The organism is Sphingomonas sp. R86520 (genome assembly GCF_042466285.1).
Taxonomy (GTDB): domain Bacteria; phylum Pseudomonadota; class Alphaproteobacteria; order Sphingomonadales; family Sphingomonadaceae; genus Sphingomonas.
Genome location: NZ_JAXHBZ010000001.1, coordinates 1,504,701 through 1,528,094, shown reverse-complemented (window position 1 = coordinate 1,528,094; position 23,394 = coordinate 1,504,701). Strand labels below are relative to the sequence as shown.

At 63.6% G+C, this 23,394-nt stretch carries 23 protein-coding genes and 1 pseudogene; 15 read left to right on the top strand and 9 right to left on the bottom strand.

Annotated features, from left to right (window positions below; genetic code table 11):
• The first annotated feature begins 25 nt into the window (after window positions 1-25).
• From soxC to SJY41_RS06960, 4 genes are read left to right on the top strand one after another with little or no spacing between them, the layout of a single operon-like run.
• Window positions 26-1,285, top strand: coding sequence for a sulfite dehydrogenase (soxC, locus tag SJY41_RS06975; RefSeq protein WP_380780284.1), 1,260 nt, complete (start codon window positions 26-28; stop codon window positions 1,283-1,285).
• Window positions 1,272-1,889: a c-type cytochrome gene (locus tag SJY41_RS06970; protein WP_380780282.1), complete on the top strand. Its 618-nt coding sequence runs from the start codon at window positions 1,272-1,274 to the stop codon at window positions 1,887-1,889. Before soxC ends, SJY41_RS06970 begins: the two co-directional genes overlap by 14 nt.
• Window positions 1,886-2,638, top strand: a complete 753-nt coding sequence (locus SJY41_RS06965; protein ID WP_380780279.1) for an SDR family NAD(P)-dependent oxidoreductase — start codon at window positions 1,886-1,888, stop codon at window positions 2,636-2,638. The genes SJY41_RS06970 and SJY41_RS06965 overlap by 4 nt, the downstream gene beginning before the upstream one ends.
• A 34-nt stretch (window positions 2,639-2,672) precedes the next feature.
• Window positions 2,673-3,680, top strand: coding sequence for an aldo/keto reductase (locus SJY41_RS06960; RefSeq protein WP_380780278.1), 1,008 nt, complete (start codon window positions 2,673-2,675; stop codon window positions 3,678-3,680).
• A 237-nt stretch (window positions 3,681-3,917) separates the two neighbouring features.
• On the opposite strand, the gene SJY41_RS06955 is transcribed toward SJY41_RS06960, so the two are convergent.
• The gene (locus SJY41_RS06955) at window positions 3,918-4,697 is read right to left on the bottom strand and encodes a Crp/Fnr family transcriptional regulator (protein ID WP_380780276.1); all 780 of its coding nucleotides are present in this window, start codon (window positions 4,695-4,697) and stop codon (window positions 3,918-3,920) included.
• A 94-nt stretch (window positions 4,698-4,791) separates the two neighbouring features.
• Here SJY41_RS06955 and SJY41_RS06950 point away from each other — a divergent pair, with 94 nt between their 5' ends.
• The 8 genes from SJY41_RS06950 to SJY41_RS06915 all read left to right on the top strand — a co-directional run bounded on the left by SJY41_RS06950 (window position 4,792) and on the right by SJY41_RS06915 (window position 11,565).
• Window positions 4,792-5,913 carry an alpha/beta hydrolase gene (locus SJY41_RS06950; RefSeq protein WP_380780274.1) on the top strand — a complete coding sequence of 374 codons (1,122 nt, stop codon included), beginning with the start codon at window positions 4,792-4,794 and terminating at the stop codon, window positions 5,911-5,913.
• An 87-nt stretch (window positions 5,914-6,000) separates the two neighbouring features.
• Entirely contained in the window at window positions 6,001-6,609 is a 609-nt protein-coding gene (locus tag SJY41_RS06945; protein WP_380780272.1) for a carboxymuconolactone decarboxylase family protein, read from the top strand.
• A complete protein-coding gene (locus SJY41_RS06940; RefSeq protein WP_380780270.1) occupies window positions 6,606-7,067 on the top strand; it encodes a hypothetical protein in 462 nt (153 codons plus the stop codon). The genes SJY41_RS06945 and SJY41_RS06940 overlap by 4 nt, the downstream gene beginning before the upstream one ends.
• Before the next feature lie 69 nt (window positions 7,068-7,136).
• Window positions 7,137-8,228, top strand: coding sequence for a catalase family protein (locus SJY41_RS06935; protein WP_380780268.1), 1,092 nt, complete (start codon window positions 7,137-7,139; stop codon window positions 8,226-8,228).
• 76 nt (window positions 8,229-8,304) lie between these two features.
• Complete coding sequence (locus tag SJY41_RS06930; RefSeq protein ID WP_380780266.1) at window positions 8,305-9,390, top strand: catalase family protein; 1,086 nt, start codon at window positions 8,305-8,307, stop codon at window positions 9,388-9,390.
• Between the two features lie 37 nt (window positions 9,391-9,427).
• Window positions 9,428-9,997: a type 1 glutamine amidotransferase domain-containing protein gene (locus SJY41_RS06925; protein ID WP_380780263.1), complete on the top strand. Its 570-nt coding sequence runs from the start codon at window positions 9,428-9,430 to the stop codon at window positions 9,995-9,997.
• Window positions 9,997-10,758 carry an SDR family NAD(P)-dependent oxidoreductase gene (locus SJY41_RS06920; RefSeq protein WP_380784079.1) on the top strand — a complete coding sequence of 254 codons (762 nt, stop codon included), beginning with the start codon at window positions 9,997-9,999 and terminating at the stop codon, window positions 10,756-10,758. Before SJY41_RS06925 ends, SJY41_RS06920 begins: the two co-directional genes overlap by 1 nt.
• Before the next feature lie 96 nt (window positions 10,759-10,854).
• Entirely contained in the window at window positions 10,855-11,565 is a 711-nt protein-coding gene (locus SJY41_RS06915) for an SDR family NAD(P)-dependent oxidoreductase (protein ID WP_380780261.1), read from the top strand.
• Window positions 11,566-11,638: 73 nt separating this feature from the next.
• On the opposite strand, the gene SJY41_RS06910 is transcribed toward SJY41_RS06915, so the two are convergent.
• The 3 genes from SJY41_RS06910 to SJY41_RS06900 form a co-directional block, all read right to left on the bottom strand.
• Window positions 11,639-13,021: an alpha/beta fold hydrolase gene (locus tag SJY41_RS06910; protein ID WP_380780259.1), complete on the bottom strand. Its 1,383-nt coding sequence runs from the start codon at window positions 13,019-13,021 to the stop codon at window positions 11,639-11,641.
• 84 nt (window positions 13,022-13,105) lie between these two features.
• Window positions 13,106-13,729 (bottom strand): epoxide hydrolase family protein, encoded by a 624-nt coding sequence (locus SJY41_RS06905; protein ID WP_380780257.1) that lies wholly within the window; start codon window positions 13,727-13,729, stop codon window positions 13,106-13,108.
• 152 nt (window positions 13,730-13,881) lie between these two features.
• A complete protein-coding gene (locus tag SJY41_RS06900) occupies window positions 13,882-14,532 on the bottom strand; it encodes a TetR/AcrR family transcriptional regulator (RefSeq protein ID WP_380780255.1) in 651 nt (216 codons plus the stop codon).
• A gap of 62 nt (window positions 14,533-14,594) precedes the next feature.
• Between SJY41_RS06900 and SJY41_RS06895 the strand changes: the two genes are divergently transcribed.
• Complete coding sequence (locus tag SJY41_RS06895; RefSeq protein WP_380780253.1) at window positions 14,595-15,755, top strand: FAD-dependent monooxygenase; 1,161 nt, start codon at window positions 14,595-14,597, stop codon at window positions 15,753-15,755.
• 75 nt (window positions 15,756-15,830) lie between these two features.
• Here the strand turns inward: SJY41_RS06895 and SJY41_RS06890 are convergent, their stop codons facing one another.
• Both SJY41_RS06890 and SJY41_RS06885 read right to left on the bottom strand, forming a co-directional pair.
• Entirely contained in the window at window positions 15,831-16,178 is a 348-nt protein-coding gene (locus tag SJY41_RS06890; RefSeq protein ID WP_380780251.1) for an ATP-binding cassette domain-containing protein, read from the bottom strand.
• Window positions 16,175-17,296 carry an ATP-binding cassette domain-containing protein gene (locus SJY41_RS06885; protein WP_380780250.1) on the bottom strand — a complete coding sequence of 374 codons (1,122 nt, stop codon included), beginning with the start codon at window positions 17,294-17,296 and terminating at the stop codon, window positions 16,175-16,177. The genes SJY41_RS06890 and SJY41_RS06885 overlap by 4 nt, the downstream gene beginning before the upstream one ends.
• Before the next feature lie 792 nt (window positions 17,297-18,088).
• Between SJY41_RS06885 and SJY41_RS06880 the strand changes: the two genes are divergently transcribed.
• Together SJY41_RS06880 and SJY41_RS06875 are read left to right on the top strand one after the other, a co-directional pair.
• A complete protein-coding gene (locus tag SJY41_RS06880; RefSeq protein WP_380780248.1) occupies window positions 18,089-18,637 on the top strand; it encodes a hypothetical protein in 549 nt (182 codons plus the stop codon).
• A gap of 89 nt (window positions 18,638-18,726) precedes the next feature.
• Window positions 18,727-19,095: a hypothetical protein gene (locus SJY41_RS06875; RefSeq protein ID WP_380780246.1), complete on the top strand. Its 369-nt coding sequence runs from the start codon at window positions 18,727-18,729 to the stop codon at window positions 19,093-19,095.
• A gap of 15 nt (window positions 19,096-19,110) precedes the next feature.
• On the opposite strand, the gene SJY41_RS06870 is transcribed toward SJY41_RS06875, so the two are convergent.
• The 3 genes and pseudogenes from SJY41_RS06870 to SJY41_RS06860 all read right to left on the bottom strand — a co-directional run bounded on the left by SJY41_RS06870 (window position 19,111) and on the right by SJY41_RS06860 (window position 23,388).
• On the bottom strand, window positions 19,111-21,900 hold the full coding sequence (locus SJY41_RS06870; protein ID WP_380780245.1) for a PAS domain-containing protein: 2,790 nt from the start codon (window positions 21,898-21,900) through the stop codon (window positions 19,111-19,113).
• A 331-nt stretch (window positions 21,901-22,231) separates the two neighbouring features.
• Window positions 22,232-22,507 (bottom strand): hypothetical protein, encoded by a 276-nt coding sequence (locus tag SJY41_RS06865; protein ID WP_380780243.1) that lies wholly within the window; start codon window positions 22,505-22,507, stop codon window positions 22,232-22,234.
• Between the two features lie 76 nt (window positions 22,508-22,583).
• A pseudogene (locus tag SJY41_RS06860) lies at window positions 22,584-23,388 on the bottom strand (IS5 family transposase).
• Between the last annotated feature and the right edge of the window lie 6 nt (window positions 23,389-23,394).

Below are 23,394 nucleotides of genomic sequence, written 5' to 3'. Positions count from 1 at the left end.
GCGCTCCGGTATGGAAAATGAAACAGTGACTGTGAACAGGGAGCGTGAAGAGCATGTCGCGGGCGGCGGGTTGCTCCACCGGCGCGCGTTTCTGGGGATGAGCGCGGTCGCGGCAGGCGGCTTGGCAAGCGGGCTGGGTGCCGCAACCGACCCGCGATCGCCGGTGTCGATGCGCGAGCCGGGCGGCGCGCTGTCGGGATATGGCACGCGGGCGCCTTCCGCCGAAATCATCCAGCGGATCGTCCCGGAGCTTCCCTTTCCCGGCACAGGGTCATCCCGCACGCCGCTTCAGCTGTTGGAGGGGACGATCACACCGAACGGCCTGCATTTCGAGCGACATCATAACGGCGTTCCAGCGATCGACCCGGCGACGCACGAACTGCTGATACATGGCCTGGTCCGCCAGCCCCTGCTGTTCCGCTACGACGACCTGCTTCGCTATCCCCGCGAAAATCGGATCCTGTTCATCGAGTGCTCGGGCAACAGCGGCACGATCGCTGCCGCCGCGCCGGTCCAGGCGAGTGCGGGTCAGCTCAATGGGCTGGTCTCCTGCGCGGAATGGACGGGCGTGCGTCTTGGCACGCTTCTCGATGAAGTTGGCGTCGATCTCGACGCGCGTTGGGTGCAGGCGGAGGGTGCGGATGCCGCCGGCATGACGCGCAGCATTCCGCTGTCGATCTGTCTCGATGATGCGATGATCGCCCTGTTCCAGAATGGCGAGCCGCTGCGGCCCGAGCAGGGCTTTCCCATGCGGCTGTTGCTGCCGGGGATCGAGGGCAACGCATCCGTGAAATGGCTACGCCGCCTGAAGGTGATAGCGACGCCGGCCTTCTCGCGGGAGGAAACCTCGAAATACTCCGATCTGCTGGCGGACGGGCGGGCGGAACTCTTCTCGCTGCGCATGGGCGTGAAGTCGATCATCCTGTTTCCGTCGTTCGGGCTCGACCTGCCCGGTCCGGGTCGACGCGAGATAAGCGGGCTTGCCTGGTCGGGGCATGGTCGCATCCGCAAAGTGGAAGTGTCGGCCGACGGCGGGACCACCTGGGCGGAAGCCGCCCTTGGTGAGTCCGTCCTGCCAAAGGCGCTGACGCGATTTCGCATACCTTGGCGATGGGACGGCGGCCCCGCCACGCTGTTGAGCCGCGCCGTAGACGATACCGGCGCCGTGCAGCCGCGGCGCAAGGAATGGGTCGCGAAATACGGTATCGGGCAAGGCTATCACAGCAACGCCATCCAGAGCTGGCGCATCGATGAGTCGGGACATGTAAGCCATGTCTATGCATAAGCGTGCGATCGCGGCGTGTTGCGGCCTGCTGGTTCTCGCCTGCTCCGGCAAGGCCCGCGACGCCACCAATGACGGGCCGCATCATGGTCGACCAGCCTCTCCGGCCGTGATCGGCCGCATGGATCTGACCATCGCGGCAGACGGAGTCGGGCTTCCTCCTGGGTCCGGTTCGGTCGAGGAGGGACGGGCGACCTTTGCCGCCAAATGCGCCGCCTGCCACGGCTCCGAGGGGACCGGCGGGATTGCGGATCGCCTGACCGGCGGGGTCGGTTCGCTTGCCTCGGCAAAACCGGTCAGGACGGTCGCCAGCTATTGGCCGTATGCGACCACGATCTTCGATTATGTACGCCGCGCCATGCCGCTTACCGCGCCGCAGTCGCTCACCGACGTGGAGGTCTATGGGCTGGTCGCCTATCTGTTATCCGTCGACCGAATCGTTCGGCCCGACGCAAGGCTCGACGCGGCCAGCCTGTCAAAGATAGCCATGCCCAATCGTAACGGATTCATCAGCCTCGAAACGCATGACTTCGACGGCAATATAGGCAGCGACCGCAAGGCGCCCCCGCGCGGCGCATCGAGCCGATCGCAAGGAGAAAAGAATTGAAGACCGCATTCATCACTGGCGCAACGTCGGGCATCGGCAAGGCAGCGGCGAGCGCGCTTGCAGGCGCGGGATGGCAGGTGATCGTGACCGGGCGTCGCGCCGATCGGCTTGCGCCGCTGGTCGAGGCGTTTGGCGACCGCATCCACCCGGCCGTCTTCGACATTCGCGACGAAGCCGCGATGGCCGCTGCGCTCGATAACTTGCCGGAGCGGTTCCGGGGCATCGATCTGCTGGTCAACAACGCTGGCCTCGCCCTCGGCACGGCGACGGCGCAGCGCGCGGACCTGGATCAATGGCGCACGATGATCGACACCAACGTCACGGCTCTGGTCTCCGTCACGCACCGCCTGCTGCCGGGCCTCGTCGAACGGCGCGGTGGGATCATCAACATCGCCTCCGTCGCGGGCACCTACCCGTATACCGGCGGGAACGTGTACGGGGGGACCAAGGCCTTCGTGCAGCAGTTCACGCTGGGTCTCCGATCCGATCTTCACGGCACGGGCGTTCGCGTCAGCGCGATCGATCCCGGCATGGTCGAAACCGAGTTCACGCTGGTTCGCACGGGCGGCGACCAGAGCGCGTCGGATACGCTTTATAGCGGCGCCGATCCGATGACTGCTGGGGATATCGCCGCCACCATTCTGTGGATCGCAACGCTTTCCTCGCATCTGAATATCAACCGGTTGGAACTCATGCCGGTCAACCAATCCTTCGCCGGCTTTCAGGTCGCCCGCACGCCCACGACCTGAGCCCGCGCAGCCGCATTCCAGAACGGAACATCGCATGACATTACAGTATCGCTACCTTGGCAGGTCCGGAATCAAGGTCTCGCCACTTTCGCTTGGCACCATGATGTTCGGCGGCCAGACCGACGAGGCTACCTCGCACCGGATCATCGACAAGGCGCACGAGCAGGGCATCAACTTCATCGACACCGCCGACGTCTACAATGGCGGTGAATCCGAAATCGTCGTGGGCAAAGGCATCAAGGCGCGCCGCGACGATTGGGTTCTGGCTACGAAATTCTCGAACCCCATGGCGCCGGGCCCGAACGGCGGCGGGCAATCCCGCAAATGGATCATCAAAAGCGTGGAGGACAGTTTGCGCCGGCTGGGGACGGACTATATCGATTTGATCTACTTTCACCGTGCGGTGTTCGACGCGCCGCTCGGTGAAGCAGTACGCGCGATCGGCGATCTGATTGCGCAGGGCAAGTTGCGCTATTTCGGGGTGTCCAACTTCCGGGCCTGGCGGATCGCCGAGGTATCACACCTAGCCGATCAGTTCGGCATCGACCGGCCGATCGCTAGCCAACCGCTCTACAACATCTTCAACCGCGTGGCCGAAGTCGAGCAGCTGCCGGCGGCCAGTTTCTACGGGCTAGGCACCGTATCCTACAGTCCGCTGGCGCGGGGCGTTCTTACCGGCAAATATGATTCAAGCCGGGCACCGCCTGCGGATACGCGCGCCGGACGGGGCGATAAGCGCATTCTCGAGACCGAATGGCGCCCCGAATCGATCGAACTGGCCGCCCGTATTGCAACGCATGCGCGTGAGCGTGGGATCGAGCCGACGGCCTTCGCGATAGCCTGGGTGTTGAACAACAAGCTTGTCACCAGCACGATCACGGGGCCTCGCACGGAGGCGCATTGGGATAGCTATATCGGTGCGATCGACGTTCGTCTGTCTTCTGACGACGAGGCGTTGATCGATAGTTTGGTCGTGGCAGGCCATGCATCGACCCATGGCTACAATGATCCGGGCCATCCTATCGAAGGGCGCATTGTGTGAGCTGCTACTAGTCTCAAGACCACGACCGTAAGTAAAACTACGCTCGACAATATCACTGAACATTTGAAACGCGGGGCCGGCTACGACGCGTCAAGTCATCGAAGCTGGATCGGCGCGCCGTCGGCAGGGGGGACGGCCTGCGGCATTACTCCCACCTCGAACATGAATGAGTGTCTGAAGTTAGGAAACGCGGAAGGACGCTCGAATGGCCGACTATGGGTCACCTAGCGCGAGGCCTTAGCGGTTCCGGTCCATCTGTAGGAGGCGGACATAGTCCTGCTCTGGTTGGCCATATGTATCGCCCGCCAGGGCCATGAGCTTTGTCCGATCGTGGACCAGAACCTTGGCCCGGACGGCCCGGATCGCATGCTCCTCCTCCAGCCGGTGGAGTGCATCCGTAACGCTGCTGCGGCGAACGCCGAGCATCAGCCGGAACTCATCATGCGTCATGCAGATCTCGTCGGCCTGGACACGGTCGTGGTATAGTAGGATCCACCGGGCCATGCGGCGTTCGATCGAATGCGCCAGCGATGACACGACGGTCCGGCCCATCTGCAGCATGAACACGTGGGCGAACCGCAGCAGTGTCAGGTGCAGGGCAGGGCTTCGTTCGATCGCGGCCAGCAATGCCTCGGCGGGCATGCGCAGCGCTTGGCCACGCTCGGCGCGCATCGTCACGTCGTAGGGCGAGCGATCGTCGCCCATCACCAGCGGCCAGCCGATGAACCCCTCTGCGCCGACCAGACCGACCGCATAGCGACGATCGTCGTCGAGCGAATCCAGCACTCCGGCAATACCCTGTTCCAGAAAGCAGATGCTTTCGATCGGATCGCCGGCTCGCGCAATGAAATCGCCGACCGCGAACGATACCGGCTCGAGATGCGGCGCCAGCAAGCCGAAATCCTCCGGGGAGAGGCTGGCTAGCAGCCGATTGCCGACCATTCTTTCGAAAGGGGCGTCATCGCGATCGATCGCCGCGCGAGGCGTTGCGCCGGTGATGGAAACGATCGTCGACACCCAATTCTCCTTCTAACATCAGGACTTTGCACGGTTCCGTACAGCAACGTTGGCCATCCTGCTTTGTTCATGAGCGATCAAACAGGAGGACTACATGATTTCCATCTCGAAGCGCCCGGTCGCGCGCAGCCTTTTCGCGGCGGCGCTGCTGACGGCATCGGCCGGCGTTCTCGCCCAATCGGCGCGTTCGCCGAGCGCACCGCCGCCCGCCGCCCCGCCGGCAAGCGCGACGCAGCCCCCCAAGGCGGCGCCCGACATGCAGAAGGTGCTCGACGCGCTAGCGGGTCTCGGCGGCAAGCCGATCGAGACGCTGACCCCGGCGCAGGCGCGGATGCAGCCTTCGGCCGCCGACGGTGCCAAGGCGGCGATGGCCCAGCAGGGCATGTCGACCGCACCCGACGCTTCGGTAACGACGCAGGACGTGCCGTATGGCTCGGACGCGCAGCAGTTCGCGCGTATCTACAAGCCCGCGGCAGCGGCCGCGAATGGCAAGCCGATGCCGGTCGTCGTCTATTATCACGGCGGTGGCTGGGTGATCGCGGACGTCAACACGTATGATTCGGCACCGCGTGCAATGGCCAAGGCGCTGAACGCGATCGTCGTGTCGGTCGAATACCGCCATGCGCCCGAGTTCAAGTTCCCGGCGCAACATGACGACGCCGCAGCGGCCTATCGCTGGACGTTGCAGAACGCGGCGAGCTGGGGCGGCGATCCTGCGAAGATCGCGGTCGCGGGCGAGAGCGCGGGTGGTAATCTGGCGGTGGCGACGGCGATCTACGCACGCGACAATCGCCTGACGCTGCCGCGGTACATCGTCTCGGTCTATCCGATCGCCAACAGCAGCATGACGCTGCCGTCGCGCAAGGATTCGGCGAACGCCAAGCCGCTGAATGCAGCGATGCTGAAGTGGTTCGGCTATTATTACCAGACCAGCGCCGCCGATGCGCAGGATCCGCGGCTGAACCTTGTTGCCGCCAACCTGCGCGGCCTGCCGCCGACGACGATCATCAACGCGCAGATCGATCCGCTGCGCTCGGACGGCGAGACGCTGGCCGCGGCGATGCGCACCGCGGGCGTGAAGGTCGAGCAGAAGACCTTCCCAGGCGTGACGCATGAGTTCTTCGGCATGGCGAAGGTCGTTCGCGGTGCCAAGGACGCCAACGAACTGGCGGTTGCGCGCCTCAAGGCAGCGTTCGCAGGGGCGCCCCGCCGCTGATCGGTTCGACGGGGTGGCTGGTGCCGCCCCGTCGATCAATGCGTGACCGGTATCCGGCCGGCGCGGCCTGACAACGGAGAGCCAGCGATGCGTACCCCACCTTATCCGCCTGCGGACATGCCCGCGGATTTGCGTCCGCTTCACGACGAGATGGACGCTTACATCACCGAGCATCTGAAGGGCTTCGTCTCGCACCGTGCAGACGGTGCGCTGGTCGGGCCGTTCGCGCCGATGTTGCGCTTTCCCGCGTTTGGGCGCGCTGCCTGGACGTATACCAAGGCGCTGATCGACAACGCGACGCTGCCGAAAGCGGCGCACGAGGTCGCTATCCTCGCGACCGGCGCGGTCTTGAACTCGCGCTACGAACTTTACGCGCACGAGCGGGTCGGCGAGGCGGCGGGTCTGTCGGCCGAAAAGGTCGCGACGATCGCCGCCGGCCAGCGTCCCGCCGACCTGACCGAAGAGGAGGCTTCCGCCTATGACGTCGCGGTCACGTTGGCGGGCGGGCGTCAGCTGCCGGCCTCGACCTATAACCGTGCCGTGCGCGCGTTCGGCGAGGACCGGACGGCCGAGCTGGTCTATCTGGTCGGTGGCTATTGCCTCGTGTCGCTGCTGCTCAACGCCTACGACATGTCGGTCCCCGGCCGTGAGGAAGGGCTGCCCGACGATCCCCAGGAAGAGGGAGAGCGCGCATGAACGGCAAGCGGATGGCCGGCGCGATCGCCGGCGGACTGGTGGCCGGGCTAGGCATCACCGCGATGATGATGGCGGGCGAGAAGAAGAGCGGGACGCCGTCCGAGCTCACCGATCTCGAACGGGCCGGTGCACGGCAACTCGGCGTCCGCTCCGTACCGTTAAGCGACCTGCCGGATGCGACCGAACAGGTCGTCGTGCAGGGCAGCCACCTCCTGCTCTCCGCGGCGGCCGGCGCGGTCTATGCGGCGACCGTCGACGAAGATGCGGGCGTGCTGCCGTCGGGGATTGTGTTCGGCCTGGCGTTCTATGCGACGATGCACTGGATCACCGGGCCATTGCTGGGGCTCAAGAAGCCCGAATGGCAGGCGGACGCGGCGACGATCGGGACGCACACGATGGTCCACTTCGTCTTCGGCGTCGCGACCGCGGCCGGCGCGAAGGCAGCGGCCAACGCCTGACCGTTCCGGAATACCGACGCCCCCAAAGCGCGAACCGCGCGTTACTGCGCTGAACCACAAGGATTTCCCATGTTGAAGAACCCGATCCGCTACAGCCCCGACGTCGAGACGATCGGTCCCGACGAGCAGGAAACGATCGACGGCCTCAACAAGACGTTCAGCTACATCGTCGAGAAGACGCACGAGGATCTCGGCCACGCGCAGCGCGGCGTCCATGCCAAGAGCCACGCGCTGCTCGAAGGCGAGATGGTGGTCCACGACGACCTTGCGGACGAGCAGGCGCAGGGCATTTTCGAGCGCGGGCGTCGCTACCCGGTCATCATCCGGATGTCGGCGATCCCCGGCGATCCGATCCGCGACAGCGTCTCCCTGCCGCGCGGCTTCTCGATCAAGATCATCGGCGTCGATGGCGAGCGGCTGCCCGGCGCCGAGGACGAAGTGACGCAGGACTTCCTGATGGCCTCCGGGGTCGCCTTCTCGAACCCGACGCCGGTCGGGTTCCTGCGCAACACCAAGTTGCTCGCCACCACGACCAATCGCGCGGAATGGGCGAAGGCGGCGCTGTCGAAGGCGCTGCGCCCGATCGAACAGGCGCTCGAAGCGGTCGGCGGCGAGAGTGCGTTGCTGAAGGGCTTTGGCGGCTATCCCGACACCAATCCGATCGGCGACCGCTACGGGACGCAGGCGCCGCTCCGGTTTGGCGACTATATCGCCAAGTTCGACATCGTGCCGGAATCGCCCAACTTTCGCGCGTTGACCGACCAGAAGCTCGACGAGAGCAAGAGCCCCGACTCGATCCGCGAAGAATTGATGGCGATCTTTGCGAACGAGGGTGGTGCCTGGACGCTGCGCGCGCAGCTCTGCCGTGACCTCGAGGAGAACCCGATCGAGGACGCCGCGACGCCGTGGCCGGAGCAGGGCAATCCCTACATCCCGGTCGCGACGATCACGGTGAAGCCACAGAAGAGCTGGTCCGAGGAGCGCGTCACCGTGCTCAACGAACAGACCGCGTTCCGCCCCTGGCACGGCGTCGAGGCGCATCGACCGCTCGGGTCGGTCATGCGCGCGCGCCGTGCGGTGTATCCGGTGATCCAGGATCTGCGCAGCCAGTTGAACGGCTGCCCGATGCACGAGCCGCGGTCGCTGCCTACGCTCGACTGATCGGGTCTGCACGGAACCGTACCGAAACGTCGCAGGGCATTCGAGTGTTAACATCCTGATCCAACAGGAGCTTCCCATGCCCTATCTACCCTATCGCGACGACATCGAGACGCCTGAGCCCGGCGAGCAGGAGAGTATCGACGGCATCATCAAAGGGATGACGCAGGAGAGCCAGGCGGTCGAGAAGCGCGACGGCCACGCGGTGCGCGCCAGCCATGCCAAGAGCACGGCCTGCGTCATCGGCACGATGGTCGTCGCCGAGGATCTGCCGCCCGAACTGGCGCAGGGGCTGTTCGCGAAACCGGGGACGTTCGACGTTGCGGTCCGCTTCGCGCAAGGGCCGGGCGAGAAGCTGGGAGACCGGGTCTCGACGCACCGTGGCATGGCTATCAAGGTCTTCGGGGTCGAAGGCGCCAAGCTGCCCGGTCACGACGCGCCGACGCAGGATTTCGTACTGGCGAGCGGCACGACGTTCCCGGCCGGCACCGCCGCCGGGTTCCTAGCGCAGGCGAAGAAGATCGGCATGACCGTGCCGATGCCCGAAGGCGTCAAAAGCGCGGCCGCATCGATCGCGCGCAACCTCAACAAGGTCCTGAACGCCGTCGGTGCCGAACCGAGCCCGACGCTGGACTTTTACGGCCATCCGTTCAGCCACCCGCTCGTCGAGACGTATTTCAGCCAGTGCCCCATCCGGTACGGCGATTATGTCGCGAAACTCGGCGTGTTTCCGGTCGCGCTTGAGCAGCGCGCGCTCGACGATTGGCGGCTCGATCCGCATCAGGATGAGGATGGCTTCCGTCACGCCGCGATCGCGTATTTCGACGGCAACGACGCGGCCTTCGAACTGCGCGCGCAACTCTGGGTCGATGCCGAGACGCAGCCGATCGAAGACACGTCGGTCGACTGGCCGACGCGGGTCAGCGAATACCGTACGATCGCGACGATCCGTCTGCCGCGGCAGGCCGCCTTTGGCCCGGATCGCGTCCGCTATTTCGACGAGGTCATGACGTTCCGGCCGGCGCACGCCCTGGAGGCGCATCGACCGCTCGGCGGCGTGATGCGCGCACGCATGCAGGTTTACCGCGCGCTAAGCGATTTCCGCCACCGCGAGACCGGCATCGCTGCCGCGAACACCGCGGCCATCACCGATATTCCGGCCTGATGCCGCTCACGCTTATTCAAATTTCGAAAGGATACCCATGAAGCTCCAAGGCAAGAAAATCGCGATCCTGATCGCACCCCGCGGCACCGAGGAACCCGAGTTCGCGCAGCCCAAGGCGGCGGTCGAGCAGGCGGGCGGTGCTGTGACCGTCATCAGCCTCGAGACGGGCGAAGCGGAGACGGTCAACAACGATCTCGACCCCGGCAAGACGTTCGCCATTGACAAGGCGATCGGCGACGTGTCGGCGTCCGACTTCGATGGCCTGGTGATCCCGGGCGGGTGCGTCGGCGCAGACACGCTGCGGTCGTCGGTTGAGGTCGTGGCGTTCGTGCGCGATTTCTTCGCTGCCGGTAAGCCTGTCGCCGCGATCTGCCACGCGCCGTGGACGTTGATCGAGGCCGATCAGGTGCGCGGCCGCAAGCTCACGTCGTACCCGACGCTCGCCACCGACATCCGCAACGCGGGCGGTACGTGGGTCGATCAGGAAGTGGTCGTCGACCAGGGTCTCGTCACCAGCCGCACCCCGGATGACTTGCCTGCGTTCTGTGCAAAGCTCGTCGAGGAGTTCTGCGAGGGCAAGCACGAGGCGCAGGCGGAGAACGCATGATGGCGCGCTTTGCCGACAAGGTCGTCGTGATTACCGGTGCCGCCTCGGGCATCGGCGAGGGGGCTGCTCGCCGTTTTGCCGAGGAAGGCGCGACACTGGTGCTGGGTGACATCGACACCGGCGCGCTTGACAAGCTGGCGAGCGAACTGGGCGGCACCGTCGAGACGCGGGAAACCAACGTCACCGACCGCGCCGCGTGCGAGGCGCTGGTCAAGGCGGCAATCGATCGCTTCGGTCGGATCGACGTGCTGGTCAACGACGCCGGCGTCGACCATTTGGGCAAGCTGGACGAGGGCGACTTTTCGGAATTCACCAAGGTGATCGAGACGGACCTGTACGGCGTCGTCCATATGAGCCGCGCGGCGATCGCACATCTGCGCGCGTCGAAGGGCTGCATCATCAACGTGTCGTCGGTGTCGGGGCTCGGCGGCGACTGGAACCACAGCTTCTACTGCGCGGCCAAGGGTGCGGTCAGCAACTTCACGCGCGCGCTGGCGATGGACGAGGCGAGGAACGGCGTACGCGTCAACGCGGTCAACACGTCGCTGACCTATACCGGGCTGACTGCGGGAATGAAGGAACAGCCCGACCTGATCGCCAAGTTCGAGGAGCGGATCCCTCTCGGACGGGGTGCGGAACCCTCCGACATCGCCGGTGCGATCGCGTTCCTGGCGAGCGACGACGCGCGCTTCGTGACGGGCGTCAACCTGCCGGTCGATGGCGGGCTGACCGCGTCCAACGGCCAACCCCCGCTGTCCTGACATCGCGAGAGCGCAGGAATGCGCTTTCGGTCCTTTTCGGAGTCCATTCGGCAATGACGAATCCCGTTACTTTCCGTGCGCATTTGGGCGCCGTCGATGTCTGACGCGCCCAAGGTCGCTATCGTCACCGGTGCCTCGCAAGGCTTGGGCGAGGGGATTGCAGGCGCGTATCGCGCGCGCGGCTGGCGCGTCGTCGGCGTGTCGCGATCGATCGCTGCGTCGCAATCGGACGACTGGATTACCGTTGCGGGTGACGTCGCCGATCCTGAAACCGCGAGGTGCGCCGTGATGGCCGCGCGCGATCGGTTCGGGCGTGTCGACACGCTCGTCAACAACGCTGGCGTCTTCATCGGTGAGCACTTTACCGACTATACGGCGGAGCAGTATCGCCAGATCACGCAGACCAATCTCGACGGCTTCTTCCACATGACGCAGGCGGCGCTGCCGCTGATGGTCGCGCAGGGCAGTGGCCATATCTTGCAGATCGTCACGACGCTGGCGGAGCACGCCAATGTCGAATTCCCCTCGGTGCTGGCGTCGCTGACCAAGGGCGGTCTTGCCGCGGCGACGCGCAGCTTGGCGATCGAATATGCCGCCCGCGGCGTCCGCGCGAACGCGGTGTCGCCCGGCATCACCGAAACGCCGATGCATCCCCCCGAGACGCGCGCCGGACTCGGACGGTTTCATCCGCTCGACCGCATGGGCACGGTCGCGGACGTAGTCGGCGCGGTGCTGTACCTCGAGGATGCCGCGTTCGTGACCGGCGAGATACTCCACGTCGACGGTGGGCAGGTCGCCGGTCACTGACGCGCAAGACAGGTACGCGTCGTTATCTCTCCGAGGGGGTCGGCAGGCGCCGAGCCCCCTGGCCACCTTGGCGCTACTGCAAGACGTGTTCGGCGCATCGGCGGACGAACGCGGCGCTGGCCTGCGGGTGCGCGACCGGGAGCATATGGCCTCCGTCGGTCATGTCCAGCGTCGCGCCTGGAATTGCGGCTACTGCCCGGTCGCCGTCGATCAAGGGGGCGATCACCTGATCGTCACGACCATAGAGCAACGCAACCGGGATCGTCAGCTCGGCATAACGGCTGACGATCGCGGCAAGGTCAACGTCTGCGCTAGCCAGTTCGACCAACGCGGCGTTCACCGAAACCGGGCGATCGCCGAGCCCCCCGCCACCGCGCGTGCCGAAATCGGCCGGGACCGGATCGGGCGCGAAGATCTTGCCCCAGCGCAAACCGTACGCCGCACGGCTGATCGGCGTACCGAGCAGATTGGCGAATAGCGTGAGCGCGCGCGGGTTGCTTTCGATCGCGTTTGCCACCGAGGCGGGCATCGATCCAGGCGGCTGCGTCATCGGCGCCAGCAACGCGAGGCCGGCGACCGAACCAGGGTGGTGCGTCGCCACGCCGAGGGCGACCGCAGCGCCCAGCGAATGACCGACGAGCAGCGGCGGACGATCGAGTGCGAGGTTGTCGATGAACCCTGCAATGATCGCCGACTGGCCAAGGATACCGGGCTGTTCGCCGGTTGCCACCGAATAGCCCGAGCCGGGTCGATCGACGAGAATGACGCGATATTTGTCGGCCAGCGCATCGGCGATGCCGTAGGAGAAGTTGCGGAGTTGCGCGCCCAGCCCGTGGATCAGGACGATCGACGGTCCCGCACCGCGATCGACATAGTGGATCCGTGCACCCGCGACGTCGAGGAAACGGCCGTCGGCGGGCACGTCCTGCTCGATCCGCTTGGTCGTCGCGCGAGTGTAGACCGCGGCTGCTGCCAGTGTCGCAGCGATGATCCCAGCCGAGCGAAGTGCGATCGAGCGTTTCGGGGCGTCGTCGGAAACCGATCTGGAAGCGAAAAAGCGGCGCATGTCGGCGAGCAGCAACTCGGGTTGCTCCAGCGCGGCGAAGTGGCCGCCCGCGGGCATCTCGGTCCACTGGGCGATGTCATAGGTCTTCTGCGCCTGCGAGCGCGGCGGCGGCGGGAAGACCGGGTCGGGGAACACCGCGACTCCGGTCGGTACGGTAATCCGCGTTCCCGCGGGAAAAGTGCCCGAATCCTCCAGCACGCGGCCACGGTACATCCAGGTCGACGTCACGAACGATCCCTCGACCAGATACAGCATGATGTTGGTAAGGAGCAGGTCCTCGTCGAACGCCTGCCACAGGTCGGGGCGGCCGTGTGCGTCACGTGGCACGTCGGCCCATGCGCCGAACTTCTCCAGGATCCACGCCGCGACGCCGACCGGGCTGTCCGACATCGCTACGCCTAGCGTCTGCGGGCGCGTGCCCTGTTCCTGCGAATAGCCAGTTTCTTCCTTGGCAAGCTTGGCGCGTTTCGCAGCCTAGGCGACCTCGTCAGGCTTTTTCGGCACCGCATCATTGGCCTGGAGCAGCACCATGTTCAGATGGAGTCCGGCGATCGCATCGGGATGCGCGTGCGCCATCCAGCCACCGATCGCGGAACCCCAGTCCCCGCCCTGCACGAGATAGCGTCGCTTGCCGAACAGCTCGACCATCAGACCGTGCATGAGTTCTGCGGTCTGCTTCGGTCCGATCGGAGACACGGGGCGGCCCGAAAACGCGTAGCCGGGCAGGGACGGAGCGACGACGTCGTGACCGTCGGCGACGAGCGGCGCGATCAGCGCCTCGAATTCGAGGAACGACCCCGGCCAGCCGTGCAGCAGAAGCAGCGGGGGACGCGAGCCATCGCCGCGCGCATGAATGAAGTGGAGGCTCTGCCCCTGCACGTCGGCCGTAAACTGCGGCAGCATATTGAGCCGACGCTCCTGCGCGCGCCAGTCGTAGTCCGCCAGCCAATAGTCGACGAGCCGCCTGAGATCAGCGAGGCCGACGCCTGACTGCCAGCCTCCCGCGTCTGGCATAAGGCTCCAGTCGAACGCCTCGACCTTGGCGCGAATGGCGGCGAGCCGGTCGTCGGGTACCGCTATGGTGAAGGGTTGTGCCATGTGTCGATCCTGCCGAAGGGGGTAAATCCTGCTTCCCCGATTAAAAGCCTAACTTCGAACGCGCGAAAGCCGCCGAAAGGCGCTTCGAAGCGGGATGAACGGACGGCTGCTTTTGGGAAGCGGGTACGGCGGTTTGGACGTCTGGAATTGGGTCAAGAACCTGCGGCGTAAGGTGTACCAGACAGGGCAGCATGTGTACCGCGCACTCCTCTGTCGACTAAGGCAAGGAAAGTGCCCTTCGCTGCATCAAGGTCGCCCGTTTCGCTCATTTCGGCATGTGACTGTACGAATGCGGTGCTCCACGCCGATGTAATCAGCCCGGCAGCGAGGTAGGCATCGGCATCATTGCTGGGGCGATCTACAGCTTCCGCTAATACAAGGGCCAGAGCGCGGATAAAGTCGTCCCGCATTTGCCGCGCGCGCGCCTTCAGCGCCTCGCTAGCCTGTGCCGTTTCGATGAAGGCCTGGGTATCCGCAAACAGCGGGAAGGCCGGTTCGCGCTGGTCGGCCATGCGATGGGCGAGCTCGCCAAGCGCCGCGATTGGCGACGTGCCCGGTGGGCGCGATCTGATGGCCTCGAACGCGACATCATGCGCCTCCTGCTCGCGGTCGAAGAACATATCTTCCTTTCGCGGGAAGTGGTTGAAGACCGTCATGCGCCCAACATCGGCCGCCTCTGCGATCTCGTCGATCGTTACCCGGTCAAAGCCGCGCTCCATGAACAGGCAAGTAGCGGCATCCGATATCGCCTGTCGTGTCGCGAGCCTCTTGCGCGTTCGACGGTCTGGAGCCGGTTTCGTCATGGCTTGCACATCAATATATACTCAGTATAGTTATGTAGCGTATCCAATTTGAGGACGTTCCTATGCCTTCGTCAACCGTCATGCCAGCGGCGATCAAAGCGAGCGAGACGTCGGTGCTCGTCAGCGGCGCGAGCTTTGCCGGCCTCGCTACCGCCTACTGGCTGAAGCGGTTGGGGCACGCCGTCACGATCGTCGAAACGGCATCTGAACTGCGGCGGGGCGGTACGCCCGTCGATATCGAAGGAGAGACGATCGAAATCCTAGGCCGCATGGGACTTGCAGAGGCGGTGCGCGCCAAGGCGCTGCCCTCGCGCGGCTTCGAGTTCAAGAACGCGGAGGACGTCACTTTGGGGTCGATCGGCATCGGCACCGAACCCTCGGCGCACGAACGCTACGAGATTCATCGTGACGATCTGCTGGATATCCTGTCTGCGGAGGTGGACGGCAAGGTCGATATCCTGTTCGGCCAATCGATCGTTCGGCTTGACGAGGGCACTGACGACGTGTCGGTAACCTTCAGCAACGGCGACCGGCGCGACTATGCTCTGGTCTTCGGGTGCGACGGCAACCGGTCCAACACGCGCAAGCTCGTGTTTGGTGATGGCGAGCAGTTCACCTACTTCATGGGCGGCTATGTCTTCCTGAAGGTGGTGCCGCACATCGGGTTGCTTCCCGCCAACATGTCGCAAGTTTTCAGCTTGCCCGGTCGCATGGCGATGCTCAACGGTTATGACGACCGAACCGATATCGGCTTCGGTTTTCGGACGGTCGGCGAGATCGACTATGATCATCGCGATCGAAGCCAGCAGCGCCGACTGATCCACGATCGATTTGACGGCCTGGGATGGAAGGTGCCGGCGATGCTCGCCAGCGTGGACGGGGACGACGACTTCTACTTCGACAGGATCAATCAGATCAGGATGCCCTGCTGGTCGCGCGGTCGAGTGACCCTGGTCGGCGACGCGGGCTACTGCGTCTCGCCGCTTGCAGGGTTCGGCGGCTCGATGGCGATCATCGGCGCGGGCCGGCTGGCGGACGCGCTCGAGCGATATCCCGACGATCACGCTGCAGCCTTTCGCCATTACGAAAACGAATTGCGGCCGTTCGTCGAAGAGGTCCAGGAGCGCGCCGCTACCAATGGCTTGGCGATGATGTTTCCTGCCGATGAGACCGAGCTTGCGGAGCGCGATCGCAAGCTCTTGGCGGGTGAGATGGACATGTAGGCGTTGCCGCACGTCGATCGGCCCGACAATCCTATGCGTCTCTCTCTCGTGGGCACGACGCTTGGCGTCCGCGGATCATCGATAGCCCGCGGCCTGAAGCTCGAACAGTTCGGCATAGCGGCCCCCGGCAGCAAGCAGGTCGTCATGCGTACCCGACGCCTCCACCCTTCCGTCGCTGAGCACCAGGATGCGGTCCGCCATGCGCACGCTCGAAAATCGGTGCGAGATCAGCACCGCGGAGCGTCCTGCGCTGAGTTCCCGGAAGCGCTGGAACACCTCGTACTCGGCGCGCGCGTCCAGCGCTGCGGTGGGTTCGTCGAGGATCAACACCTGGGCATCGCGCATGTAGGCGCGAGCGATCGCCATCTTCTGCCATTCGCCGCCGGACAGGTCGACGCCGTTCCTGAACCGTTTGCTGATCATCTGGTCGTAACCGTCGGGCAGTTTGGCAACAACGCCGTCGGCGAGCGCGGCGGACGCTGCCGCCTCGATCCGCTCGCGATCGCCGCGCGCCTCGATGCGACCGACCGCGATGTTGTCGCGGCAGGTAGGTTGTAACGCACGAAATCCTGGAAGATCACGCCTATCGCGGCGCGCAGGCCGTCGAGATCGTATTCGCGCAGGTCGCGTCCATCGAGCAGGACACGGCCCTCGACCGGATCGTACAGTCGCGCCAGCAGCTTCACGAGCGTGGTCTTGCCTGCGCCGTTCTCGCCGACCAGCGCCACCACCTCGCCGGGTCCCAACGTGAAGGACAAATGCCGCACCGCCCATCGTTCGGCGCCGGGATAGCGAAAGCCCACATCCTCGAAGACAAAGCCCTGCCGAACGGGATCCGGGAACGACAACGCTCCCTCGGGTGAGCGAATGCCGGGCTCGGTCCGAAAGAAGGAAAACAGGTCGTCGATGTACAAGGCCTGCCCGGCGGTCGACGAGAAGCCGGTGAGCAATCCTTCCAGCAGTCCGCGGAGCCGCAGGAACGAGGCCGCGAGGAAGGTAAGGTCGCCGATCGAGATCGATCCGGTGACCGCGCGCCAGGCGATATAGGCGTAGGCCGCGTAATAGGCGATCGTGCCAAGAGCGGCGAAGCCCGAGCCCCAAACCGCCCGGCGCAGCGCCAACCGTCGGCTTGCGCTGTAGGTGTCGCGTGAGATGGTACGATAGCGGTCGATCAGGAAAGGGCTGAGGCCGAAGATCTTAACTTCTTTGGCCGTGTCCGCGCTGGCGGCGACCTGACGGACGTAATCGAGCTCGCGCCGCTGGGGTGTGCGCATGTAGTTGAGCGCGTAGCTCAGCGCGTTGAAGTGCGCTTCGCCAAGGAACGAGGGCACCAGGGCGACGGCGAGCAGCACGATCAGCCACGGGGCGTAAACGACCAGGCCCGCGGCGAAGGTCACGACCGTGACGATGTCCTGGGCCTGGCCGAACAGCTGCCCCATCAGCGACATGCGCCCGCTCGCCTGCATACGCGCGCGATCCATGCGGTCCTGGAAGGCCGCGTCCTCGAAGTCCGCGAGATCCAGGGTCGCGGCGTGCTCCATCAGCCTTACGCTGGCGTCGTTGCTGACACGATCGGAGAGAAGCCCGTCGACCAGCTAGCCAGCCAAAAGCGCTTGTCATGTTCTGCTTAGCGTAAGGAGTGAGGTCGTCCTCCGAAGTAGGCTCGTCAGAGCGTTCGCAGCTGTCGTTCAAATGGCCCCCAGTGCGCTTGGCATGTGATCCCACGGTTGTGGCCCTTTGATTATCTAATGCCGCCCCCTGGTGCGCAAGCGCTTGCTATACGGCCCAATCCGGCTTTTCACCGACCGGCCGCGCAAGACGTTAGGCGATCGCGAGCGGCCTGATGGTCGACAGAAGCGTCACCAAAGGTTCCTCTGAGAGTTACTCACGATACCGTCCGCAGCTTGATCAAGGCAGCCGCATAGAAACCACCTGACGGCAAAGGGACTCCAGTCGATCGAAGGCATTTAAGATCGGCCTGCTTCGCAAACGGCCGCTTCCGATGTGAATGATTCACTGGTTTGGATGAGGGCCAAACCGCCGGCAACTATCGCCCGTACAGTTGCTCATCTGCAACCAGCACTGCGCGACGACGTAGCTACGACCGCTTCCGGCAGAAGCCGCCATTTCTGCGGCGTGACAGGAACAACCGCTTCGTCCCAAACGGAGTCGCTTGGCGGCCGAGGGGGCGGTAAAGCCTGTTGCTTTCTCCGGTGCCCGACAACCGGGTGTTTTGCGCGCCTGAATGGCTGCCGGCGCTTAGCGTATATCTCGGTCCGTTCTATGTACCGACGCCGACAAGGAAGGACTGTTCACACCGACGATCTTGCAATATGTCTTTGCACCAGAAGGTTATTTCCTCGTGCTTTGATTGGACATTAATGCCAAAATTGTCACTGCTTATAGTCGAGGACGATGAGGCGGTCGGGCTCAATCTTGCCGCTGCTGCTGAAGATGTTGGTGCTGCCGTCGTAGGACCGGTCGGTTCCGTTGCGGAGGCGCTTGTCCGGTTAGATGCGGGCGGGATAGATGGCGCCGTTATCGACGTACGGCTCCAGGATCGTGACATAACGCCGGTCGCGCTACGATTAATTGAAAAGGGCGTGCCCTTCGTCATTCATTCCGGCTACGCTCTACCCGATGACTTGGCAGCGATGTATCTCGAGCCGCGCGTAGTTATGAAGCCAGCGGATCCAGAATTTGTGATGAACAACGTGCTGCACTTGGTCAAGTCGACGCGCGCGCATGCGGCACCGGCGGGCTCGGCACTCAGCATGATGGTGTCCGCGTTAGGATTGCTCGACGCTGGAGGCGAACGGCTCGCGGCCGTTCATCTTCAAACCGCCATTGACGTTCTTGAAAGTGACAGCGCGCAGCTGTGAACTATGGGCTCGCTTGGTGCGATAAAACCTACCCTTACGCAGTAGGCGAATGTGGCGGCGGGCTGGTCGTTGTTTGAAGGAGTGGCGCCATGACAATGGAAAAACCTTCCGTATCTGCGTCGCCGCAAGTCAGGTTGATGCAAGCCAAGGAATGTGGCCGACGACAGGATGCAAAAGATCAATACTTTCCGCCGGTGATATTTTCGGGTGCCGCATGGCCATTGTTTCTTGGCCTGTATAGCGCAAAGCTCGAAGCACGCGAGATGAGCGTTGATGCAGTGTGTGCTTGCTCCAAGGTAGTAAAGAGCACTGCTCTGCGCTGGATCGACGTTTTGATCGATGCTGGCTTCGTCCACCGCTTGGACGGCAATGTCGACATGCGCCGCGCAAACCTCGACCTCACTGCCAAGGGCATCAACGCAATGGACAGGATGCTCGACACGATCGAGACAGGATAATCGACTATCACCCGATCAAATGTCGACCATGATCTTGATCCGAGCCAAAAGATCGTCGGTCACGAAGGGTTTTGTAATCAGTGCCATGCCGTCCGCCAGGAACCCTGATGCGCCGGCCGCTACTTCAGCATATCCGGTCATGAACAGAATTTTCAAAGCCGGCCTTGTCTTGCGCGCTTCGTTGGCGAGATGGCGTCCATCGAAGCCGGGAAGTCCGATATCCGTCACCAGCAGATCGATCGGGATCGTGGATTGCAGCAACGCCAGTCCACTGTGCCCATCATCCGCTTGAAGAACGCGGTAGCCCGCTTCCGTCAACTCCTCGACCACGACGCTGCGAACGATGGCGTCGTCCTCCACGAGCAATATCGTCTCGCTCTTGGCAGTCGTGATGGGGTGCAGAACCTCGGTCCGTGAGGGTGCGGCGATAGCGTTGCTGCTAGCGCGGGGGAGATAGAGGGTCACCGACGTTCCACCGCCAAGCTCGCTGTCGATACGGGCGGCCCCACCGGATTGCCGCGCGAAGCCGTAAATCATCGACAGGCCCAGCCCCGTGCCGCGCCCGACCGACTTGGTAGTGAAGAAAGGATCGAATGCCTTCGATACGGTCGCGGCGTCCATGCCTATCCCGGTGTCGCGAACGCAGATGCAGACATATTGGCCCGTCGCGATACCGAGTTGTTCGCTCATATCAGGCACTTCGCACTCGGTATTGCCGGTCGCAATCGTCAACTTGCCTCCGTCTGGCATCGCATCGCGTGCGTTGAGAACCAGATTGAGCAGCGAATTCTCGAGTTGGTTGGGATCGCACGTTAGCGTCCAGAGCCCCTTGGTCTGGACGAAGTCTAGCGTGATATGCTCGCCGATCGTGCCGCGGAACAGATCTTCGAGCGAGGTGATCAACGCGTTAGCGTCGATGGGGCGCGGGTCGAGCGGCTGGCGACGCGAAAACGCGAGCAGGCGGTGGGTCAGCGCGGCCGCACGATCGGCCGCGGTTTTCGCGCGGGCCATGAACGGAGCGATTTCGTCGGCGCGACCTTGCGCCAGGCGTCGTGTGGCGATCTGCAGGCTGCCGGTGATGCCCAGGATCATATTGTTGAAGTCATGCGCAATGCCGCCGGTCAGCTGGCCGACTGCCTCCATCTTCTGCGACTGCCTGAGCTGATCCTCCAAAAGCCCGCGGGCCTGGGTTGCCTCGCGGTCGGTAGTGACGTCGCGTCCGACCGCGTTGAACCGCCTGACGTCGGGCTCGGGAACGAGCGACCAGGCAATCCATCGCCAAACGCCGTCGCGGGTCTTCAGGCGGCTTTCGAACCGTACCGACCGACCGGTACTCTGCAATTTGCGGACATGATCGACCAAGCTTGCAATATCGCCGGGATGTACGAAGCGCCGGATCGAGCCGGCCAGGATCGTTTGCTCGTCAAAGCCAAGGCTTCGCATCCAGGACGGGCTGACGCGCAACAGCCGGTCGTCATAGGAGGCGACAGCAAGCAGGTCCTCGCTCGTTTCCCAGAGACGGTCGCGCTCCCGAGTACGTTGCTCGACCTGCTTTTCAAGAGAGGCCGTCAGTGCACGCAGCGCCAGATCACTGCGGCTGCGCTCCACCGCGGTTCGGGTCCGATCGGCAAATTCGCGAATGAACGCCATGTCTTCGTCTGACCACGCGCGTATGTCGGCATGGCTCAGGTACAGGATGGCGACCAGCGCCCCCATTTCGATCACGGGTATGTTCGCGAACGCTCGCACGCGCTGAGCGGTGAAGCTCGCAACGGTGAACCTCGTCCGATCGTCCCGTTCGACGTCGGGTATGGCAACCGGAGTCCCTCGTTTCAGATCGTCAATAAACGATCCGTACTCGCGGAGCGGGACTTTCGCAGGCAGCGGCGCAAACCCCGGCGCGCACCAGTCTCGATCGACGTGAAGCATGTCCGTGGCAACGTCGATTGTACCATAGCCGGCTCGACTGACTTGCATCGCTCGACCAAGCAGTTGAGCGGCAGCGAAGGCGATATCCGACGGCGTTGCCAGATTACGGAGTTGCTCGCTGAGTTCGGCCAGGACTTGGCGACGGGTCTCAGCGAGAACACGTTCGGTCAGGTCGTGGCCGCTGACGAAAATACCGTTGATCGCGCCCGTCTTGTCAAAGGTTGGATCATAGCGAAGATCCATGAACTGATCGGGGTTTTCGCCAGTGAACCTGATCGGTACGGCATGCAGCACAACAGGTTTCCCCGTCGCGTAAACACCGTCGAGCATCTCGAAAAAGCCCTGGCCATCCAACTCCGGAAATCGGTCGCGAACCGAGTGTCCGATGAGGTCGTACCGGCCGACAAAGGCTTCGTAGGATGCGTTCACATAGTTGTATACATGATCAGGCCCGCGCAGGACGCCGACAAAGCCGGGCAAACGGTCGAAGAAGGAATAGGATTGCTGCGCATCGGGCGTACGAGAGGCCAGCACGCGGTCCGTCGTATCGGTACAGGCGATCAGGACGCCGGAAACACGGTCCTGCTCGAGATCGTAGATCGGTCTGAAATTATACGTCCAGAAGGTTTCCTGTTGCCGTCCGTCTTTAACGATATCTACCGGCTGGTCATCGCGTTGGGTTTCTTCCCCGCTGCGCAGGACGTAGTCGATTGGCGGACCTAGAAGTGGCCAGATCTCCGCCCAGGCTTCGTGCGCGGACTCCCCGAGCGACTCGCGGTTACGTTCAATACCGAGAGACCGGCTATAGGCGTCATTGTACAGGCAAATCGCGTGTTCCCCCCAGACGATCGCTGTCGGCTGGGCGGTGTTGAGCATCAAATGCACAGCAGCGCATAGTGCGTGCGGCCAACGTTCGACTGGACCTAGCGACGTGCCTGACCAGGCATGCGCGCGGATCAAGGCGCCGAGCTCGCCCCCACCATTCAAAAAGCTCCGCGGGCCCGATCCGGTCATAGCTGCTCGAGTACGGCCAGACGATTTGTGGCCGGCGCAGCGATACGCAGACGTTGTCGGTCAAGGATTGTCGAACAAGATAACAAAACTGGCTGCATATCCTCTATTGGAAGCTCAAGGCCTTTTAGTCGATTGACCGTCTGTTAGCACGCGCGGTTCGCGCTCAAGCGCATGGAACTGACAGCTCCGATGGTCAATCTTCCGTGTCAACGATGGGCGGCAACGGACCATTCTTCGCTTCGTAGCCGTTCTCGGCTTGCGCCGTCCGAGCGGGGTTGAAATCGGCGACTACTCCGTTTCGTTTAGGCATATCGTTCAGATAAGTTTCAAGCTTACCCTGCGTCGCGGTTGTTAATCGAGACGACTTCGCGGTGTCAGGAGCAGGGTTACGTGTCTCGCCCTCGAAAATACCCTCATGCACTAATGCCTTGATCCAGCGATCGGTGATATTGACAGAAGGTCGACCCATCGGTTCGTCTGACCCGGCGAAAAATAATCAACCTTCTGCTTCAGCGATATACGCGGCTAAGGTCAGGACTCGTTGATCAAAGCCAGAAGATGACGGTGGCAGCGAGGGCGATGGCGGACGAGAAGACCGTCGGACACCTATCGTAGCGGGTCGCAACGCGGCGCCAGTCCTTGAGCCGTCCGAACATGATCTCGATACGGCTACGGCGCCTGTAGCGGCGCTTGTCATATCTGATGGGCTCAGGCCGAGACCTCCGACCTGGGATGCACGGCTGGATGCCCTCGGCCTGCAAGGCATTCCTGAACCAGTCAGCGTCGTAGCCGCGGTCGCCGAGCAGCCACTGTGCCTTGGCCAGATCGTCGAGCAAAGCGGCCGCGCCGGTGTAGTCGCTGACCTGTCCGGCGGTCATGAAGAAGCTGAGCGGACGGCCGTTTGCGTCGGTCACGGCGTGGAACCCTTCGACAAGCTCAGGAGAGCCTTCGTGTTCATGCCGCCTTTGGTGCGACCGATCAGGCGCCCGAGATCCCCTTTTTAACCCGCGGGCTCGATGCCGTGCGGTGCGCCTTCAGGTACGTCGCGTCGATCATGACGGTCTTCGGGTCGGCATCAGCGGCAGCCAAGCCCTCCATCATACGGAGGAACACACCCATCTCACCCCATCGCTTCAAGCGGTTGTAGAGCGTCCCTTCGAAAGGCTCAGGACAAGCTTTGTGCGGGCCGTAGTCGTTGGGCGCATCACGCCAGCGCAGCCCATTGCGGTTCACAAGAACGATGCCGCTCAATACCCGCCGGTCGTCAACTCGCGGCTTGCCATGGCTCTTTGGGAAATATGGCCGCAGGCGCGCCATCTGCTCCTCCGTCAACCAGTACGGGTCGCTTATCCTCAG